The following is a 20756-nucleotide window of genomic DNA, read 5'->3' as shown; positions in this document are numbered from 1 at the left end:
AATTAGCTTGATTTTTCTAAATTAGTTTGCGCCTGACTTGCAAATGGTTTAATTAATTGTGGTAATTCCACTAACAAATCTGTTTGTGTTGTTAACTGCAAAGAAACCACAAAGTAATCATGTTCGTTAGCCACTTTAGCTTTTAAATCAATTTGAGCCAAATTAGCAAAGATTAATTTGCCAGTTAAATAACGGTTAGCTATTTGATCAAAAGTAATCTCCACTCGCTCGTTGATTTGCACAATTTTTTTAATTAACGCCTGATCGGCTAAAATCTTGATCATACTAATCTGTAACAAATTAGCGACTTCAACAGGAAATTTGCCAAAGCGTTCTTTGAGTTCTTGTTGTAATTGAACAATTTGTTCTACCGACTTAGCTTCCCGCAAGCGCTTATAGATTTCAATCTTTTGGCTTTCATCACTAATATACTCATGTGGTAAATAGGCCTCAACATTCAAGCGAATTTGCGCATCCGTACGGGGATGTTGTGCTTGTTGATTACGTTTTTTAGCAACCGCTTCATTTAACATTTGGGTATACAAGTCATAGCCCACCGAATCAATAAAACCATGTTGCTGTTGACCTAACAGGTTACCAGCTCCGCGAATTGCTAAGTCCCGCATGGCAATTTTAAAACCCGAGCCTAATTCGGTAAAATTTTTCACAGCTTCTAAGCGCTTTTCACCAACTTCGGTCAGTGTTTTATTCGGTTGATACATAAAATAAGCATACGCCACCCGGCTTGAACGACCGACGCGCCCCCGCAGTTGATAAAGTTGTGATAACCCATAATGATCGGCATTTTCCACGATTAAAGTGTTCGCATTGGCAATATCAACGCCCGTTTCAATAATGGTTGTAGTTACTAAGACATCATACTCACCGTTTAAAAAATTGGTAATCACACTTTCTAATTGGTTTTCGGACATTTGACCATTGGCAATACCGACACGGACATCGGGAATTAAGCTTTCTAAGATGCTAACAGTTTGTTCCATATCTTCCACCCGGTTATGCAAATAAAAAACTTGACCACCACGCTGAATTTCCCGTTCAATCGCATTACGAATCACATCATAATTTTGTTCCATCACAAAGGTTTGAATCGGATAACGGTTCGGGGGCGCCGTTTCAATTACCGATAAATCACGAACGCCCATCATCGACATGTTTAAAGTCCGCGGAATTGGCGTAGCTGTCATGGATAACACATCAATCTGTGACTTTAATTGTTTTAAACGTTCCTTATGCTTAACACCAAAACGTTGCTCTTCGTCAATAATCAACAGTCCCAAATCAAAAAACTGAATATCTTTTGATAATAAGCGATGCGTCCCAACTACAATATCAATACTGCCGTCAGCCAAACCTTTTTTAGTTGCTCGTTGTTGAGCTGGCGTCTGAAAGCGTGACATAATTGCCACTTTAACTGGAAAATCTGCGAAGCGATCTAACATCGTTTGGTAATGTTGTTGCGCCAAAATCGTAGTAGGAACTAAAAAAGCGACCTGTTTATTATCATTTACGGCTTTAAAGGCCGCGCGTAAAGCCACTTCCGTTTTGCCAAAGCCAACGTCTCCGACTAATAAACGTTCCATGGGATGCGGTTTTTGCATATCTTCTTTAACTTCGGCAATACTGCGTAATTGATCGGGCGTTTCAATATAAGCAAATTGGTCATCAAATTGCTTTTGTAGGTCATCATCGGCTGAAAAAGCAAAGCCTGGTTCCGCTTCTCTTTTGGCATAGAGTTTAACCAAATCATCAGCAATATCTTCAATATTCTTTTGAACTTTTTGCTTGGTTTTATGCCATTGGGTTCCACCTAATTGGTTTAATTTGGGCGTTTTACCTTCCGCAGAAACATATTTTTGAACCATATTTAATTGCGTGACCGGAATAAACAGCTTACCGTCATCGCGATATTCAATGGTCATATAGTCTTGATGCTTGCCATCAACTTCTAAGGTTTGAGTCCCTAAAAATTTACCAATGCCGTGATTAACATGAACAACATAATCCCCTGGCTTTAAGTCGGTGTAACTTTTTAAGCGTTGGGCGTTACTGATCGTGGAACGCACTCGTTTACGCTGGGGTTGACGGTTAAATAATTCTTTTTCAGTAATAATGACCAATTTTTCATTCGGTAAATCAATCCCCGAGTGCAGTCCGCCTGCTACTAATTGAACCTGGTCAGCAACAAGTGTAGCTAAAGTCGTTTTGACAGCCGTAATTTCAAAATCGGCTAACGTCCGCTGCAATTTTTGTAAATTAGCTTGGTTACTAATTAATAAAATGACGGTATAGCCTTGCTTTTGCCACCGATTAACTTCCGTTTTGAGCAACGGTAAATTACTAAAAAATTGTTGCACACTACGACTATTTAAATTGAGCAGTTGTTGCCAGCGAAAAGCATAACTACTTTTTTGAAACAAGGACAAATAAATTTCTGGTTGCGCTAAATCGGCGGTTACTTGGGTAAAGGGCACGTTAAAACTTTGTTGCGGCAGCAATTTGCCCGCCTCTAATTGACCGCTCATCCACGCCGTATTTTCTTCCACATTTGCCCGTTCTTGTTCTTGTAAACGGCTGTAATCATCATAGACAACAATGCCATCATCTAATAAGTAATCAATAATCGTTGTGGCTTTTGGATATAAGAGATCAGCATATTGGTTAATTTGCTCGGGAAATTCAGCTTGCTGTAACTGTTCAATATCGGCTTGAAAATATTTGGTTAAGGCTTTTTTAGTGGATTGATCCTTCATGGTTCGTAAATCAGCTTGTAACCGTTGTTGTAATTGTTGACCCACCGTAATTAATTGTTGCGAATTAACCAACCGATCGCGGGCGGGGGTTAATTGAATTTGTAATAATTCTTTTTGATTGCGTTGACTTTGAGGATCAAATTCATGAATGGCATCAATCTCATCGCCAAAAACCTCAATCCGAATGGGCTGGTTTTGCGTCAAGGGATAAAAATCTAAAATATCACCACGTAAAGCAAATTCTCCCGGGTGAGCCACGAGGCTTTCGCGCCGATAGCCTAAAGTCACTAGTTGGTTGATTAATTTCGTTAAATCAATTTCTTGATCCAGCTGCAGCGTGGACTGAAACTCCCCAAATTCTTGCACCGTTGGCAAAAAATATTCCAAGCCACTGACAGAACTCACTACCACGCCGGGTTGTTGGGTTCGTAAAAAGTTCAAGGCGGCAATTCTTTTACTTAAAGCCTGCGGCGAACTAGTTGCTATTTGCGTGGCAAATAAAGCCTCCACCTCAAACTTATACAACTGATTTAGCGGTAATAATTGCTGTAAGTCATCAAATAATAAATCAGCATGATAATTATTATCAACCACCACTAAAATCGGCTTTTGCGTCTGGTTCACTAACGTCGCCAAAAATAAAGCCTTAGCTGAACCATTTAAACCGGTTAACAATTGCTTAGATTGCGGCTGTAACTGCGCGATAAATTTTTTTAAATCTTGATTTTGTTTTAAAAAATCAATTAATTTCACCACATCGTCCCCTAATTAAAATCATTCATTGTTTGTTGAAAATTGTCAGTCTCAATCCATTGTTCAATGGCCGCTGCGGCTTGCTTAATGCCCGCTTGAGCCACCGGAGCTTCTGTTTTTGAAAAAGGCGCCAACACCCAGTTAACGACTTGGGAACGTTTTGGGTGACCAATTCCGATTTTGACCCGCTTAAATTCCTTCGTCCCAACAGCCGAAATAATACTTTTAATCCCGTTATGGCCGCCAGAAGCTCCCTGCATGCGTAAGCGAACTTTTCCGATGGGCATATCTAAATCATCTTGAATAATCAAAATTTCGGCTGGTTGAATTTGATAATAACTCATCAACATTTTCACAGCATTACCGGAGGTGTTCATAAAAGTTAACGGTTTAACTAAATAAATCGTCTCCCCCGCCACTTTAAAATGAGTATCAATAGCAGAAAATTCCTGCTTGGTTAGCTCAACTTGATAATGTTGTGCTAAGTGATCAATGGTCATAAAGCCCATATTATGTTTAGTCTGGTCATATTGTTGACCCGGATTTCCTAATCCAAAAATTGCTTTCATATTTGCCCCTGTTTTGTAATTTAAATAAATAAAAAGCGTCCCTACAACTATTTGCAGAGAATCAGCCCATTTATAAAATTTAATTTAACCTTTGTGATTTGATTATAACATTTATAAGCTACATCGGCACTAAAGTACCAAACTACTAAACGCCGATTGAACTTAATAATTGATCGACTATCTGGTTGCTCAAACGGTCTAAAACCGTGACATTCAAACTAACTGTTGAAGCCAATAATCAATCCATTAACTAAAGTTTTTTTAACTTTTTCAGAAAATGTTTAACAAATTTAATAGTGTCAATTTACACAAAGCCCTTTGCGTTTCAGAAATTGAGTGGTAAAATCAAGTCGTGCAATAATTAACAAAGTTAAAAAAAGGGGTAGAATTCATGACAAGTATTACTGATAAAAATCATACTAAAATTTTATTAGTTGGTGATGGGGCTGTTGGTTCAACATTTGCTTATGCAATGACTTTACAAGGTATTGCCAATGAAATCGGCATTACTGATATTGCAAAAGATAAGACAAAGGGTGACGCGTTAGATCTTGCTGATGCTACACCATTAAGTCATCCAACAAAACTTTATTCTGCTGAATATAGTGATGCAAAAGATGCTGACATCGTGGTCATTACCGCCGGTGCACCACAAAAACCGGGTGAGACTCGATTAGATTTAGTTAATAAGAATTTAAAGATTTTACAAACAATTGTTAAACCAATTGTTGATTCTGGCTTCAATGGTATCTTTTTAGTTGCTGCTAACCCAGTAGATATTTTAACCTATGGTACTTGGAAGATTTCTGGTTTCCCAAGAGAACGTGTTATTGGTACTGGTACTTCATTAGATACTGCTCGTTTACGCAAATTTGTTGGTCAAGAATTAAACGTTGATCCTCGTTCAGTTCATGGTTACATCTTAGGTGAACATGGTGACAGTGAATTTGCTGCTTGGTCACACGTTACTGTTGGTGGTTTAACAATGAAAGAATTGGAAGCTACACATCCTGACTTAACTGACAAGCGTTTAGATGAATTAAACGATACAATTGTTAATGCCGCTTACGATATTATTAATACCAAAGGTGCAACTTTCTACGGTATTGGTACGGCTTTAGCTCGCATTTGCCAAGCTTTATTACGTGATGAAAATACTGTTTTACCATTATCTGTTGGTATGGATGGTCAATATGGTGTCAAAGATTTGTACATCAGTTCACCAACTGTGATTAACCGTAACGGTGTCCAAAAGATCTTGGAAATTCCTTTAACTGATGCTGAAAAAGAAAAAATGGCTAACTCTGCAGCACAATTAAGAAAAGTTGCTGATGACAGTTTTAAAGAAGTTGGCATTTAATTTTAAATAATTAATAATTTTGGGAGGCTGGGACGCTAGTTCTGGTCTCTTTTTTTGTGGAAAACAAGGAGATTGCCACAAAATCCAGTGAGTTTAATTGTCAAACAACCAACTTCGCTTTACAATAAGAGTACTGGACATCAATTGGAGGTTATATTAATGAAGAATTTGATGATTATTTTATTAATCTTATGTTTATTAAGTGTACTCGGAGGAATTGCCTTGGAAAACTGGTGGTTGGGCATCGTTCCCTTGTTTGTTGCTTTTTGGCCAGCAGCTTACTTTGCTTCTCGTGATGAGTAAAGGAGAAAATTATGTTAATTAAATCTTTAGTTTTAAAAAAACAATTTCTAACAACCGTGCAAGAATCTGTCACCTTAGAGGAAGCATTACAAATTTTAGAAGATACGGGGTTTCGCTGTGTGCCCATCTTAGATGAAACGGGCACCATTTTTCGCGGCAACATTTATAAAATGCATATCTATCGCCACAAATCACGTGGCGGCGATATGTCCTTGCCAGTTACTTATCTGATTAAAAATGCTACTAAAACCATTCCGGTTAACGCACCGTTTTTTAAAGTCTTCTTTAACATCAAAGATCTACCATATATTGCGGTTTTAGATGAAAATAGCCATTTCTTTGGCATTTTAACGCACACCAAGTTGCTCAATATGTTATCAGAAGCTTGGAATATTAGTACTGGTAGTTATGTCTTGACGGTCATTTCTTCAGGTCAAAGTGGTGAGTTAGCTGCCATGTCTTCAATCATTAGTGATTATGCTAACATTGCTGGTTGCCTAACTTTAGATGCACGCAAAACGGCTTTAGTACGGCGCAATTTATTCACTTTACAGGCTGGAATCAAGCCAGCTACTTTAGAAAAAATTGTCGCCGAACTCGAACAAAATAATTTTCGGGTGGCAGAAATTGATGACCTACAAAAAGGTAATATTCTCAACGAATTACCCAAGGCTTAACTGCAAACCAAATATTTGCTGTTGTGAAGATTAAAAATTACAATATAGTAACTAACTCTTAGGAGGTTACTTAATGATTCAAACAGTAAACATTGGTCAAAGTACCGTTCAAGCTACTAAATTAGGCTTGGGTACGAATAAAGTTGGTGGTCACAACTTATTTGCTAACTTAAATGATCAAGATGGTTATGCCGTTGTTCGCCAAGCTTTAGATTCAGGTATTAATCTATTAGATACGGCCTATGCTTATGGCAATGGTCGTTCTGAAGAAATTATTGGTGATGTGATTCAGGACTACGATCGTTCTAAAATTGTTATTGCCACTAAGGCTGCGCAAGATCCCAACCAAGACATGCAACCTAATAATCAACCTGCTTTTTTGAAACAAGCAGTTGCTGATTCTTTGGCACGACTCAAAACTGATTATATTGATATTTTTTATATTCATTTTCCAGATCAAACAACTAACAAAACCGAAGCCGTCAAAGCTTTGAACGAATTAAAGCAAGCTGGTAAAATCAAAGCTATTGGTGTTTCTAACTTTACTTTAGAACAAATTAAAGAAGCCAATGCTGAGCATTTAATTGATATTGTCGAAGATAATTACAGCTTGGTTCATCGGGAAGCCGAGCAAGCTTTATGGCCTTATTTGCAGGCAGAACAGATTTCCTTTGTTCCTTATTTTCCCCTAGCTTCAGGATTGTTAACGGGCAAATATTCTAGCAATAATTACGAAAAGTTTGCTAAACAATTTACCCAAGAGCAATTTGGGCAGATTTTACAAGCTTTAGAACGAATCCGCCAAATTGCCAATGCTCAACAAGCAACGGTCACGCAAGTTATTCTTGCTTGGTATTTAGCTAATCCTCAAATTAGTGTAGTAATTCCCGGAGCCCGTACTAGTGATCAGGTTAAAGCAAACGCCAAAGCTGGCACAATCAAGTTATCCGAGCAAGACTATCAAACTATTGATCAGGCTTTTTCGAATTTTATTTAAGTATTCAGAGCTAAAAAGCGCTGTGCACACCAATCAGAATAGATTTTTTAAGTTTAATTAAGAACTAATTTTTGTTCTATAATATTGAGTGTTGATGAGTAATTTCATCGGCACTCTTTTTATGTAGACCAATTTATTTTTGGACACAATAAAAGAACATTGCCCCCTATGTTACAATTTAGTCGTCAAAAACTATTGAAAGAAGGAAAAACAATGCCCTTAGATAATTATTATACCAGTTTAATCCTGGAAGTTAAAGATCCTAACATTAATTTTGAATCTGTTGAGCGTCAATTTATTAATGGTAAGGGTGCTTTGGTGTCATACTACTTTATCTTCTAAAACGTTGTCTCAGGTGTGGGTTTACTGGACAAATAGTTAACTTTTTCTATTGCTCAATCCTTAAGGGTACAAAAACTAAACGTAATTCACAGCTTCTATTTATCTTAAGTCTAACGGAATTAATCCATTTTTTATATCCTCTTCAAAGTTTTTTCTCTCTAATTCTTTAGCAAATACTTTTTTAAATTTCTCATCAAAATCTTCTTTGTTATCAGATAATTGCATAACCCCAATTAATTTAGCTAAATGCTGATCAAGTTGTGGTATTCCTATATTGTCCGTCAAAAATTGAAAGTTTTTATGCACCCTATAGACCGTACCATTTGAAGACATAGTTAGAGGATTTTTCTTTCTTATTTCTTCCATTACTTCATCAGGAAATACACCATATACATACTTATTAGTAAAATGCCCTATCCACTGAGGGTGCTTAGTATTTTTAGGATCAAATGATTCTGAAATACCATATAATCTATATATTTCTTGATAATATTCTTTTGGAAAATGTGGCATATATTTAAGTAAATCTTCTGAAACATATGCTTGTAATAATTGTAAAAGAGCTTGACTTTCACGATCGTACTGATATCCAGTAGCTTCATCAATTAAAGCTACCATACCTACTTTAGCCAATGATCTAACAATTATTAAAGACTTTATATACACTTTTTCTTGTATTTTAGTTAATGCACCTTTGTCGTGTGCTTCTATATATAAATCAGCTATTTCTGGAATTACCGATGCATCATATGCTTCTGATACTTTACCATTTTTAGCTTTATATTCAATTGGAAGCAGTTTTTGTCTTAAGTCTTCCGAAATAAACTGAATTAAATTTTTTGCACCTATGAAAGCGTGATAATTAGATACTCGTTTATTTCCTCTTCTTGATCTACTTCTTGATCTCCCCACAGCTCTAAATACACTAGATGCCGTAATTAATCGTTTACCACTTTTAGTTACCATACAATTTAGAACAACATTGTCCAATTCCGCCTTTTTTGAATGCGCTATCATTTTAACCGTTTTTTACCACCGATCCAATATTCACATTGCACTTATAGCACTTTGTTTTAAGTTGTAAAATTAGCATTGTTAAACAAGTGCACATTCATGTTAATAAAGATCAAACTTACAGTGTCAAAATGAATTTTAGTTGACATTGGTCTAAAACATCAATACCATAAGTTATGAGAGAATTAAATCTTAATTGAAAGGATGTTAAATATGAAAATCGAAAAGAAAAATGGTGTCACGGTAATTACCGTAACAAATAATAAAGAACATCAAAAAGTACTTGAAGTACTTAATCCTTCAATTTACGCTAAAGATAAAGATAAAGAAAAAAAAGAAGTATTAAAGGCTGCTAAATTACTTACAAAGGCCGCATTTTGATAGAAAACTGTAGCATATCTAATATTTGTTAAATCTTATGGCAAAGATAACTTAAATCAATTTGACTCTGGAGAGCAAAAAATTAATACCTTCGTTAAACAAAAAGCGTATTTATATGAGCAAGAAGATATTATGTCAACAACGATTTCTATGATGAGAACAGTCATCAAGTAATAGGTCTGTATGCAATTAAATCCAGTATGCTATTAATTAATAGCCTTTATGACGTAGAGTTATTTAATCATAAAAAATCAATTGAGAATGAACACTCATTAGGCACGGAATTACCTTCAGTTGAAATCAGTTATTTTGGCGTAGACAAAAATCTACACAGATAGTACATAGGGACTGCTATGATAAAAGAACTGTTTAGCAGGTTGTTAAAAATACGTTATAAATATGGTTTAGGATTTACTAGCATAACTATAGAATCACTTCCCAACGCTACAGAATTTTATGAAGCTTTTTCATTCAAATCTCTTCACCATAGTGATGATGATCCTTACTATATTACACATAGTAATATTTTCCCTATGTACTTGGATATTCAAAAAGTAAGGGACATATATGCAAACAGTCTGCCTGGTACTAGTTAAAAAATTGAATTAAAAAGTCGGTCTAGGTAAAACTTGAAATTATTACTAATTGGTAAGTAAAATGCAATTAATGAACGGTGAAATCTCTAAGGGAGCCATCGCGAAAAAAGATCACATTAACCGAAGATGTGGTCTTTTTTATTTTAATAATCTTCATCTAAGCTCTTTATCCAAGCTATAATTATGCCTATAACTAAAACTAATACACCCCAAATTGGTAAAAAAGTCAAAAATCTAAACTTGATACGAACCAAAAAATTAGAATAGATGTTTAAAGTTTAATTAAGGACTAGTTTCCGATACTCAATCGAAATTAGTCCTTTTAATTTGGTTATTGCTAGTAGAGAAAAATGAGTGCAGATCCCCATGTGCAACATAATAAAGAATGTTTAATCGCACGTAAACAACTTTAAATCTGCGACTTAATACTTCTGGAACCAATTCATATCAATTTTATCTTGATTAAATAATTTGGACATAAAAATGACCTCCGAAGTTTTCCTAACCTCAGAGGTCACATTACTGTTACTTATTAACTTTAATTCAATTTAACATCCACATCTCTGACCCAATCATTATCACCAACTTGATAATAACGATGACCGTTAACCGTTAGAACTTGATCAAAGTTCCAAGTAGCTTGACGAGTTAAGTGTTTATCCGTGGAACGACTTAAGAAACCAATTTGTGGTTGATAATGATAAATTGGTGCCGCTTGTTCTTTCAAGCTTAAGGTTCCGTTCTGTGGCTTGGTGACAATCGCCGTCGTCATGACCGCAACATCCAGGGCTCGCACATATTGATGTGGAGCGACTTGATAATAAACTTGTCCGTCAGCTAATGTTTCTTGCGCATTGACTAACCACCGTGTGCCCGTTGGCAATTGTTGCTTCAGTGCGGCACCTTGATCACTATACACGGTGATGAAGTCTTGACCTGCAGTTGGTTGCACGGTAATTACCCCATCAATGATTTGGCGTTTACCAATCTTAGTATAGTTGACATCATCAGCTTTAACATATTCATTAGCCCCTACGCGGTAATACATCGTGCCATCATTGTGCGTATAAATATAATCAACTTTCCAATCAGTATTGGCGGCTAAGACTTGCTCCAACTGGTGACCTTGCTGGTCATACAAGTGAATGAAACCACCCGTGACATCGGGTTTAACAATGGCAATACCGGGATTGCGCACCGTATGACTTTGACTCAAGCCACTACCAAGATTATCAGTCAAGTTGACACTACCTGTGCCCGCTAAACTATTGATGCGTTGAATGCAATCATTTTGGGCTTGGTTGACAGCTGCCACACTCGTTGCTTGTTGAACTTGGTCAATGCCCGCACTTTCAGCATGCCGCACCGCAAAGATCCGATCTTGGCGTTTATCAGCGTCTAAACTGGTATTGTTCTCTAAGTTCTTGACCGCTTGATCAGCTGCTTGATGAATGGCATTAATGGCAACCGCACTAGCTTGCGCTACTTGAGCTTTAACCACTTCATTACTAATTTGATTTTCCCCGTCGGCTTCCGCAGCGTGAGCAGCATCCACACCTTGACTTTGATCAATTTGATCTTTGGCCGCTTGATAAGCCGCATCAACTTTTTGTTGAGTGTCGTCTTTTTGTTCGGGCGTTAAGTCCGTTAAATCGTTCAAATGATCCGTGGTATCTTGATAATGTTGCTCTAAGTTCGTTAAGCTATCATCTTTAGCTTTCGTCACTTGAACCACTTGTTGCATGTTTTCAATTCCAGTTTGTTTGTGCGGATCAACTTCTGTTAATTCGGCATTAGTAATGCTGCCTTGCGCTGCTTGATAAGCGGTCTCCAACAAACCATTCAAACTGCCAATTTGATCTTGGTAATGCGTTAAACCATTAATCTTCGCTTGTTCTTCTTGATAGGTTTGTTTTAATGCCTGCATCGCTTGGTTCTTGTGATTAATCAAAGTCTTAGTGTCATTTAATTGCTTAGTTCCGGTTTGTTGAACCTGATCCACACCACTTTGATCTGTTGCCGCTAAGATTTGATCAATGGCTGCTGTGGCTTGTTGACTAATTTGACTCTGTAAGATAGTTTGTTGATCACTATTCAAAGCTTCCGCAGCATCATAAGCTTGTTGGGCTTGTTTTTGTGTTTGCTTAATCTGTTGCACTGCCTGGGCTTTTTGTTGGGCTAAAGTGACTTGTTGTTTCATTTGCTCAATGGTTTGTTGTTGTTCACCAGCAACGTTGGCAGCGGTCGTTTCCTGTTTAATTTGGCTTAAACCAGTTTCATAAGCAGTTGTAACTTGTTGTTGTAATTGGTTAACTTGGTCACTACTTAAATTACCACCTTGCGCTAAACTACCTAATTCTTGTTGCTCACGATTTAACTCATCATCCAAGGCATTCCAAGCGGCATTTTGTTGTTGCTTCAAGTCTGTTACTTGCTTAATGTTTTTTACACCATCTTTAGCGGCTTGGGTAATAGCAGCAGCCGAACTGGCTTGATTGATAACGGCAATCGCCTGCGTTTTTTGGTTCTGCACGTCTTGTTTCAAGCTATCTTGGTCAGCTTCATAATGATTTAAACCCGCAATTACCTCATTGGCGGCCGCTTCGGCTTGATCAACTTTTTGCATGGCTGCATTGATCGTCTCGGCTAAGTCTAACGTTGGCCGTAACTTCTGCTTTTCTTGATTGAGCCAGTTTTCAGTAACATCGTTAGTTTCATTTAAATCATTTAACATCGCTGTTTGTTCGGTTGTGACTTGCTCTAATAAATTATTAACTTGATCAGCGGTTAAGTGACCACCTTTGTCCGGTTTACCTAAATCTTGAATTTGTTGTTTGGCGTCATTGACTGCTTGGTTAATACTTGCTTGCAACTTTTGCTTCTGTTTAGCAGTCGCTACTAACTGATCTAAAGCGTTGTTTTGTTGACTGGCGGCATTGGTGACATCCTGCGCCGTCTTACTGGAATCTTGTTGTGCCGTTTCAATGGCACTAACACCATTAGTTGCTGTTTGGTCAGCTTGGTGTTGTAATTGATTGATTTGGTCTTGGTCTAACTTGTTGTCGCCTTGACCTAAATCATTAATCTTTTGCTTATTAGCAGCTAATTGTTGCGCTAAAGCCACAATTGCATTAATGGCGGCGGTTCCTTTGTTAAAGGCCGTAGTTTCGGTGTTACTATCTTGCATACCGGTTAAGGCTGTGGTAGCAGCGGTGTTGACTTGATTTAAGAAATCAGTTTGTTGCTCAGCACTAATATTCGCTAAACCAGTTAAATCATTGTTGGCTTGACCTAAAGTCGTGGCTAAACTCGTTAAATCCGTAATAACTTGGGTCTGAACTTGGTTAATGGCTTCGACGCTTGCTGCTGCTTTGATTTTAGTAGTTAATGAACTTTGCGCTTGATCTAATTGCTCTTTAAATTGCGTCTTTTGCTCAGCCGTCAAACCAGCTGTGGTTTCAAGCTGATTCTTAGCTGTGGTAATTTGTGTCTGCAAGGCTGTTAAGGCATCGTTTTGAGCCTGCGGTAACTTCAATAATTTATTAATAGCTGTGGCACCGTCACTCGCTACTTTATTAAGATTAGTCGTTGCATCAGCTTTAGTAATTTGGTCGACAATCTTAGCTTGTTGCTCATTAACTTGTTGCTTCAAGCCAGCTTGTTGGTCAGTTAATTGATCCAACTTACCAATAGCAGTATTAGCGGCAATAACAGTTGCGTTAATCACACCCATAGCCGTATTCATATTATCAGCTAAATCCGTTACCGGCTTAAAGTTCTTCGTTTCTTGATCAGTTAACCAACCTTCTGGCAAATCAGTGGCGTTTTGTAAGTTAGTTTCAATTGTTGTCTTCGCTGCCGCTAATTGAGCTAATAACTTACCAACTTGTTGAGCTTCATCAGTTGGCGTCGTACCACCCGTTAAGTTATGACCAGTTGTACCTAACTCTTTGATGTGATTGACTGCAGTATTGTAGTCACTTTGTAACTGTTGCATAATTGTGGCTTTTTGGGTGATTGTTTCTTTAATCTTCTGTAATGCGTCAACTCCTGCTTGGCCCGTTGTTTGAGCAGTAGTTGAATCTGTAGTACCCAAGACATCATTGACAGCCTGATTATAAGTGGTTGTAATTTTTTCAGTGAAATTAGTCTGTTGATCATGGCTTAAATCGGTAGCATTACTTAAAGCTGTTTCCACCTCTTGTTTAGCAGTAGCTAACGACCCTAATTGCGTATTTTGTTCTTTTAAGGTTGCCAACAAGTCGCGGACATTAGATTGCGCTAAGGAACTAACAGATTCTATCGTGCCTTTGTCTGCAGCTTTAATCTTACCAACTTCAATATCGTACTGGTCTTTTAACTTCTTCAAAGCCGCAGTTAAGTTAGCACCAAAGTGATTGCCCGCAGCACCATTTAAATCAATCACACCATTGTTATAAATGGTTTCCAGAGCGTCCCAAGCCGTTGCTTGGTCTTGTACTAACGCAATTACACCCTCAATGTTTGTCTTTTCAGCAGTAGTTTGCGCCGACATGTTGGCAGTAGTTGCATCTCTTAAATCAGCTTGGGCGGTTTGATAAGCATTATCTAAAGCCGTTGTTAATTGATTACCAGCAACTAACTCATCATGATGGTGTAAATTACTCAAAGCATCCTTGGCTGTTTGATAAGCGACTTCTACTGTTTGCATAGCCGTATTCATAGCCTGAGCTTTAGTCACAACATCAGTTAAGGAACTTGGTTCTTGGGTACTATCAAAGCCTGGTTTAGCAGCATCTGTTTTAACTTGTTCATAAGCACTAGCTAAATCAGCTAATAACTTACCAACTTGCGTACTGGTATCAGTTGAATCAGCAGCACCAGTTAAATAACTGTCTTCATTATGACTACTTGCAGCTAACTTATTAATATTATCCTTAGCAGTATTATACCAACCAGCTACTTTACTTAAATTACCGGATAAGTTTTTCGCCGCTGTAACAATCGCATCAATTGCTGTTTTACCATTACTTAAAGCTTTATCAGCATTTTCAATACTATCAGCTTTCTCAATATTCTGATTTGCTGTCGTTTGGGCGCCATCAGTGGTATTGGTAATTTGATCTTGATACTTTTGAATATCTGTTGGTTGCAGAGTGGCCGTCAAATGACCAATTATGTCACTCGCAGTTTGCGCATAACTATCTAATTGGCTTTGATTATCAGCTTTATGTTCCGCCAATTGCGCTTGATCCACCACTTGTTGTAACGCCGTTTCACCAGCAGTTTCAGCATTAGCCGTTCCCGCAGTAATCTCAGCTACTGCAGCCTGATAAGCACTTGTTACTTGTCCTTGATATGAGCCCTGTTGCTCTGTGCTTAAATGACCGAGTTTGTCAGCAGCTGTTTCATCTTGAGCTGTTTGGTAAGCAGTTTGTAACTTACCCATGGCCGTATTCATGTCTGTTGCTTTACCAGTTACTGCAGTTAGTTTTTGTTGTTCTTTTTCCGAGTTAAAATCGGCACTAGGATTTTCTAGATCACTTAAGACTTCATTGTAAGCTGTCTCTAATTGTTCCACTAAGGTATCCACTTGCGACTTATGTTCGGCGTCAGGTGCTGTGGTTGTTAAATGCCCTTGTTTATTGTCACCTAAATTAGTAATGTTTTCCTTTTCGGTATTGTACCATTGAGTAACTTCATCAGCCGTTGTAGCTTGACTAACAATATTATTAATATTTGCTTGAGCAGCTTGATAAGCATTAGCAGCCTTTGTTGCATCAGTAGCACTATCAATCGCAGCTTGCCCTTTAGTTTGTTCGGTTTCTGTACTTGGATCAGAACTTGTAATTTGTTGTTGATACTTTGTCTTTTGTTCATTTGTTAAATGCGTTAAAGCATTAATTTTATTAACGGCAGCCGTGACCCAATTTTGAAGTTGCGCACCAGCTAACTTCTGAGCAATTTGCGTTAAACCAGTCTTAACCGCAGCATCAATTTGGTCTTGGGTTGTGGTTGTGACAATCAGAGTATCAAAACCACTAACTGCCGTATTATAAGCACCATCAATATTATCTTTATAAGTTTGTTGATCAGTTGAAGCTGTCAAATCAGTGTCAACCGTTTGATCAGCACTATTTTTAGCGGTTTGTAGCTTATCCATGGCAGTATCAAGGTTAGTAGCTAAATCAGTGATAACATTAATCTTTGCTTTTTCGTTAGTCTTCCATTCTTCAGTTAAACCATTAGCAGCTAAATTGTTTAAATCATTGGTAATTGCTGATTGAACGTCGTCCACTAATGCCAACAATTTGCCAACTTGCTCATTTGTATCAGCTGGTGTACTACCGACGGTCAAATGTTGCAAGGCCTCAATCTGTTGCTTAGCATCATTAATCCAGCCAGCTAAACCATCCGTTGTATTATTTAAGAAACCATTGTTAGCATCAGCGTCACCTTGAGCGCCTTGCACAATCTCATTAATAGCTGCTTGGGCTGTGGTAAAAGCGCTATTAGCTTTATCAGCGTCACTTGCTGCATTAATTGCCGCTTGACCTTTAGTTTGTTCAGTTTCCTTACTTGAATCAGAATTTGTAATTTTATTTTTATAATCTTGAACAACATTAGCACTTAAATGACCACCATTGGCAGTACTCAAGGCATCCAAATCAACTGTTGCTTGATTAACACAATCTTGCAATTGAGCACTAGCTAAGCCTTGAGCAATTCCTAATAGTTCAGTCTTTTCAATATCAGTTACATCAGTTGTTGTCGTATCAATAGTAATATTATTTAACCCAGTTGTCGCTGGTTTAAAAGCCTGATCAACTTGATCAAGGTAATATGACTTGTTATCCAAGTTCTGCAAGCCATTAATTGTATTAGTTGCTGCATCATGTTGGCTTTGTAACTCACCCATGGCAGTATTCATAGCATCAGCCAAAGCAGTAATCTGAGTAACTTTCGCTTTTTCGCCATTCTTCCAATCATCTGTTAAACCAGCAGCATCAATATTACCTAAATCATCAGTAATAGTTTGTTGAACCTGCTCTAATAAATTAAATAGTTTTCCGACTTGTTGCGTCTGATCACTAGTATTACTTTGGCCTGTTAAATTGTTTAATTCTTGAATGTGTTGTTGAGCAGCACTAATCCAGCCAGCCAAACCATTGTCAGTGTCATCCGTTAAGAAGCCATTGTTAACGTCTGATACTCCTGTAGCAGCCGCCACAATTGCTTCAATCTTACCTTTGGCTCCATCAGTTCCATCAAAAGCAGCTGCTGCTCCTTGCACATCAGTAGCGGCATTAATTGCAGCTTGACCATTAGCTTGTGCACCAGTATCTGTATTAATAATTTCGTTTATATAACCATTAACTTGGTCTTGACTTAAATGACCACCTTTATCCGTACTTAAATTATTCAAATCAGCTTTTGCTTTATTAACGCAATCTTGCAATTGAGCAGTAGCTAAGCCTTTAGCTAAATCAACCAACCCCTCATCCACAACTTTTTGTCTAGCTTCAGAAGTCGTTTTTTGTCGATAGTCGGTAATAATGGCTTGTACCTTTTGATCAACTTGATCTAAGGCTGAACTGACTTCACTGGCGCTTAAATGACCATTCTCATTGTTATCTGAACCTAAATCAGTAATAGCTTGATTGGTATCACTTAACTTTTGCGCTAAGTTAACTAATGCTGTTAAGTCGTTTTCGCCATTTTGTTCAGCGGTATCAACATCAGTACTATTCTGCGCGGCTTTAATTTGTTGCACAGCAGCTTCATAAGCCACATTAGTTAAACATTTACTGCCATCAGTCCCATCTTGATTAAAATAATTAACCTGAGCACTAGTTAAATGTCCATTCTGATCCGCGCCTAAATTATTAATATCATTGACCGCACCATTAATATCAGAACCATTACCATTTAGATGGTCTTTTAACTTATTAATCGCCGTTGTTTGTAGTTGGGGCAAGGCCATAGTTGCGGCCATTGCATCCAAACCTTTTTGTTTGGCAGTCGTAATCTGGCCTAAGGTCGTATTAGTCTTCGCATCTTTAACATTTGTGCCTGCCGTATTATAGGCTTCTTCTAAAGAACCAACCAAATATGGATTACCTAAGGTCTCACCTATATCTGACAAGGTTGGCTGATCCGTATTGAATTGAGTTTCCAATTCTGCCAATGCCGCGTCTACAGCTTCTTGATAAATATCTTCGTTTAGTTCAAAGGTGGCACTATCTTGAAAATCTTTTTGCGCACTAAAGACTAAATGATCACCTTTCTTCAAAACTACATCAGCAATATCAAAACTAAAGTTGCCACCCGCATCACTGTCAGTTAAAAATGTTTGGTCAGTGCGCCAATTATCACCAGGTACATTACTGTTGGGGAAGTTTACCAAAGAATCATCGTCATGTTTAATTTGCACTTTAACGTGGGCATTACCTAAGTTGGTCTGACCAGTAATCTGGTGGTTAGCAATATCTACTTGAATGGAGTTATCATTTAAAGCAATATCATTAACTTCTAAGTCCGTCCCAAAATGCTTGCCCAAAAAGGTTTTTCCTTCTAAAGCAGCCTTCACCGCGGCTTCATCAGCTTTTGAGGTACCAACAATATCACTGGCATCAGCATCAGTTAGATTTTGCCCAATGGTTTGAACCTTGCTATTATTCAATGTAAAATTCAGTTTTTTCAAGACATGCGTCTTTGACTGGCTATCAACAAATTTAACATTATTGAACTTTAAGGTTCCAGTACCATTGAATAATGTTGCAGAAGAATTATTACCTGCATCCAAGACGAAAGACTTCGGATCTGTAATAGTCGTCTTTCCAAAATTACAAATATCAACAAAATTACCAGTACCATCAGTAACAATTTTTAAACTACCGCCATCGACTTTTAGCGAACCGCTCCCAAGATTAATAACTCCAAGATTCGTCGCGTTTCCCATATTGGAACAATTAATTTGTAAAGTACCGTTTTTATTGATATTTAGTTTACCATTGCCATTGAATACATTAGTATTTGAACCAGTTTCAAAAGAGCCCTCAGTATTAACACTTAATACTGCATTTTGATTAATGTCTAAACTTCCATCTAAATCAAAAGGATTGGTATAATGATATTTACTTTCTTTGACGTTTAAAGTCAGTTTGGAACTATCATCCAAAACCATTGAGCTATTTTTATCAAGATTAAAAACTTTAGCATTATTAGTAGTGGCTTCCGAATTAATCGTCACATTAGCATTGGCTTTTAATTCAACTGACGAATTATTAACCAGAAAGAACGTCTGTCCACTTTCAGTTTTTGACAGATTGAAAGTAACTCGTGAGTTTTCTTCAAAGATTAGCTTTGCAGTATTTTGCACAGCCATGATCAAAGTATTACCGTTTGTTTCGCCGTGAATTGTGTGATCAATTGGTGAAGTATAAGATGAAACTCCATAAATCTGTGAAGTACCCAAAAAATGAAATGACTCATTGGCGCCACCAGAATGAGTAAACAACGTCACACAGTAAGCAGTCACATTATTAAAATAAATACTCGGTTCACTGTTCTGAGACCACGTGACGTAACCATTAGAATAGACAATCAAATTGTTTATTCTCAAAATACCTTTTGTAAACAGACCAGAACCAGTAGAACTAGACCGGAGTTCCAAAATATGTGGTGCTTCAGGAGATTCACTCTCAATGGTTAGATCTGAGCTGACAGCTGTTAAATAACCTGAAGAATTGACTATTATATCTGCAGCTAAAATAATTTTCTTGGTACTAGCAGCGGTGTAAGCATTAATAAATTGGTCTGATGTTATAACTGTTACTACCCCTTCACCATCAAGGTTAGCAATATTAGGTTTAGTCGTTTCATCTGCATCATTATGTACTACACTTGGATTATTATCAGTGTCAGTACCATCTGGTTGTTCTAATTGGTTAGAATTATGATCATTTACATCAGAATTATTAGGCAGATTAGTTGTACTGTCATTAGTATTATCTGCATTACCAACATTGTTTTGATTTTGGTCTTGATCTACATTAGCAGCATTATTGTTATCGCTTACATCAGAATCACTTACGGAATTTTGATCAGTGTTAGTAACAGTATTACCAGCTTGTGCCTGATTGCCTTGTTGGTTATTTGTCACATTATTAGACTCGTTAGCGTTAGTTTCATCGTCAATGGAACGCGCACTAATTTCATCCTGTTTGACATTCGCTGATTGATTAACTTCACTGGGATCGGTTGCTTGCATTGCTTGTCCGGGGGCAGCTTGATCAACTTTTCCTTCATCATTAATTTCATCGGCTTTAGTGGTCGTTTTATTAGCCGACAACCACAATGTTGATGAGAATAGTGTCACACCCATCGTGGCTAATAATCTTTTGCTCCTATTCATGATAACTTCTCCTTTACTAGTCTGAAATATTGCAATTTTTTAGAAATGATTTTAATTATCATTAGCATTAATTCGGTAAATAATTTATCGAATAATAATCCATTAATAACTTCAATCTCTCATATATTCCATATTATAATTGGTTAATTAGAGATAAATCAAACACTATTTCGCAAAAAGCGCCTTAAAAAGTCCGTTTTGGCTTATACATCGTATAAAATGGTCGTTTTGTTTTTTCACATACTTGCCGCAAATCTGATATTCATCGCATTTTAGCTTGTGAACGATTTTTTGAAAAATAGGCAAAATCTAAATGTTAAGTTTTTCTTAAGATTCTTAAGTTTTTATTAAGTTCCAACACTAGTGTTGGATTAAATGCTGGTTTTTTTTAAAATCAGGTGCAGGCTAACTCATCATAAAACTGTTAATTAGTCTTCAATTTTGTTCCAAATCTCTCAGTTTTGCGCCTTCTAAAAACCCATCACTGGTATTAAATTATGTTGTCACCTTAGCAGACTTGATGCTTCAATCTATAACTTCGCTGCAAAAGACTGTTTTAAATGGTTGGTTGGCTTAATCTGAGTCGTGATCAAATAA

10 protein-coding genes are annotated in these 20756 nt (G+C 37.3%); 6 read left to right on the top strand and 4 right to left on the bottom strand.

All coding sequences use genetic code 11. From position 1 onward, the window contains the following. Positions 1-2: 2 nt before the first annotated feature. Positions 3-3524, bottom strand: a complete 3522-nt coding sequence (gene mfd, locus AC3B7A_RS06085) for a transcription-repair coupling factor (RefSeq protein WP_489755245.1) — start codon at positions 3522-3524, stop codon at positions 3-5. Between the two features lie 11 nt (positions 3525-3535). After that, the gene (gene pth / locus AC3B7A_RS06080) at positions 3536-4093 is read right to left on the bottom strand and encodes an aminoacyl-tRNA hydrolase (RefSeq protein WP_489755244.1); all 558 of its coding nucleotides are present in this window, start codon (positions 4091-4093) and stop codon (positions 3536-3538) included. A 391-nt stretch (positions 4094-4484) separates the two neighbouring features. On the opposite strand from pth, the gene AC3B7A_RS06075 reads away from it, so the two are divergent. The 5 genes from AC3B7A_RS06075 to AC3B7A_RS06055 all read left to right on the top strand — a co-directional run bounded on the left by AC3B7A_RS06075 (position 4485) and on the right by AC3B7A_RS06055 (position 7772). Next, on the top strand, positions 4485-5453 hold the full coding sequence (locus AC3B7A_RS06075; RefSeq protein ID WP_489755243.1) for an L-lactate dehydrogenase: 969 nt from the start codon (positions 4485-4487) through the stop codon (positions 5451-5453). Between the two features lie 159 nt (positions 5454-5612). After that, complete coding sequence (locus tag AC3B7A_RS06070) at positions 5613-5756, top strand: hypothetical protein (protein ID WP_489755242.1); 144 nt, start codon at positions 5613-5615, stop codon at positions 5754-5756. An 11-nt stretch (positions 5757-5767) separates the two neighbouring features. Next, positions 5768-6433 (top strand): cyclic di-AMP binding protein CbpA, encoded by a 666-nt coding sequence (gene cbpA / locus AC3B7A_RS06065; RefSeq protein ID WP_489755241.1) that lies wholly within the window; start codon positions 5768-5770, stop codon positions 6431-6433. Between the two features lie 73 nt (positions 6434-6506). Continuing rightward, positions 6507-7430, top strand: a complete 924-nt coding sequence (locus AC3B7A_RS06060) for an aldo/keto reductase (protein WP_489755240.1) — start codon at positions 6507-6509, stop codon at positions 7428-7430. Between the two features lie 213 nt (positions 7431-7643). Further along, positions 7644-7772 carry a hypothetical protein gene (locus AC3B7A_RS06055; RefSeq protein WP_489755239.1) on the top strand — a complete coding sequence of 43 codons (129 nt, stop codon included), beginning with the start codon at positions 7644-7646 and terminating at the stop codon, positions 7770-7772. A gap of 99 nt (positions 7773-7871) precedes the next feature. Here AC3B7A_RS06055 and AC3B7A_RS06050 read toward each other — a convergent pair whose 3' ends face one another. Continuing rightward, on the bottom strand, positions 7872-8789 hold the full coding sequence (locus AC3B7A_RS06050; RefSeq protein WP_489755238.1) for a P63C domain-containing protein: 918 nt from the start codon (positions 8787-8789) through the stop codon (positions 7872-7874). A gap of 210 nt (positions 8790-8999) precedes the next feature. Between AC3B7A_RS06050 and AC3B7A_RS06045 the strand changes: the two genes are divergently transcribed. After that, entirely contained in the window at positions 9000-9167 is a 168-nt protein-coding gene (locus tag AC3B7A_RS06045) for a hypothetical protein (protein ID WP_489755237.1), read from the top strand. A gap of 1134 nt (positions 9168-10301) precedes the next feature. On the opposite strand, the gene AC3B7A_RS06040 is transcribed toward AC3B7A_RS06045, so the two are convergent. Next, complete coding sequence (locus AC3B7A_RS06040; protein WP_489755236.1) at positions 10302-20159, bottom strand: SLAP domain-containing protein; 9858 nt, start codon at positions 20157-20159, stop codon at positions 10302-10304. Positions 20160-20756 lie beyond the last annotated feature (597 nt).

This window comes from Bombilactobacillus sp. ESL1202, from assembly GCF_058107125.1.
Note: the sequence above shows the minus strand (reverse complement) of the source record. Positions and strands in the feature narration are given on the sequence as shown.

What these genes read in the sequence shown, in the direction of transcription:
- pth (WP_489755244.1), bottom strand. Translation starts at nt 4,093, where the DNA reads ATGAAAGCAATTTTTGGATTAGGAAATCCGGGTCAACAATATGACCAG.
- AC3B7A_RS06075 (WP_489755243.1), top strand. Translation starts at nt 4,485, where the DNA reads ATGACAAGTATTACTGATAAAAATCATACTAAAATTTTATTAGTTGGT.
- AC3B7A_RS06070 (WP_489755242.1), top strand. Translation starts at nt 5,613, where the DNA reads ATGAAGAATTTGATGATTATTTTATTAATCTTATGTTTATTAAGTGTA.
- cbpA (WP_489755241.1), top strand. Translation starts at nt 5,768, where the DNA reads ATGTTAATTAAATCTTTAGTTTTAAAAAAACAATTTCTAACAACCGTG.
- AC3B7A_RS06060 (WP_489755240.1), top strand. Translation starts at nt 6,507, where the DNA reads ATGATTCAAACAGTAAACATTGGTCAAAGTACCGTTCAAGCTACTAAA.
- AC3B7A_RS06055 (WP_489755239.1), top strand. Translation starts at nt 7,644, where the DNA reads ATGCCCTTAGATAATTATTATACCAGTTTAATCCTGGAAGTTAAAGAT.
- AC3B7A_RS06050 (WP_489755238.1), bottom strand. Translation starts at nt 8,789, where the DNA reads ATGATAGCGCATTCAAAAAAGGCGGAATTGGACAATGTTGTTCTAAAT.
- AC3B7A_RS06045 (WP_489755237.1), top strand. Translation starts at nt 9,000, where the DNA reads ATGAAAATCGAAAAGAAAAATGGTGTCACGGTAATTACCGTAACAAAT.
- AC3B7A_RS06040 (WP_489755236.1), bottom strand. Translation starts at nt 20,159, where the DNA reads ATGAATAGGAGCAAAAGATTATTAGCCACGATGGGTGTGACACTATTC.